This window comes from Novosphingobium nitrogenifigens DSM 19370 (genome assembly GCF_000192575.1).
GTDB classification, from domain to species: domain Bacteria; phylum Pseudomonadota; class Alphaproteobacteria; order Sphingomonadales; family Sphingomonadaceae; genus Novosphingobium; species Novosphingobium nitrogenifigens.
Genome location: NZ_GL876951.1, coordinates 1 through 315 on the forward strand (window position 1 = coordinate 1; position 315 = coordinate 315).

Below are 315 nucleotides of genomic sequence, written 5' to 3' on the forward strand. Positions count from 1 at the left end.
AGACTCTCCTGTGCAGCCTCAGGATTCGATTTTAGTAGATATTGGATGAGTTGGGTCCGGCAGGCTCCAGGGAAAGGGCTAGAATGGATTGGAGAAATTAATCCAGATAGCAGTACGATAAACTATGCTCCATCTCTAAAGGATAAATTCATCATCTCCAGAGACAACGCCAAAAATAGCCTGTACCTGCAAATGAACAGCCTCAGAGCTGAGGACACAGCCGTTTATTACTGTGCAAGACCGGACGGAAACTACTGGTACTTCGATGTCTGGGGCCAGGGGACCCTCGTCACCGTGAGCTCAGCTAGCACCAAG

The 315-nt window shown here is 48.9% G+C and carries 1 protein-coding gene; it reads left to right on the plus strand.

Annotation, left to right across the window (positions count from 1 at the left end; translation table 11 throughout):
- Positions 1–315: immunoglobulin heavy chain variable domain-containing protein (locus Y88_RS19050; protein ID WP_157132705.1), on the plus strand; the 315-nt coding region annotated here is incomplete at both ends.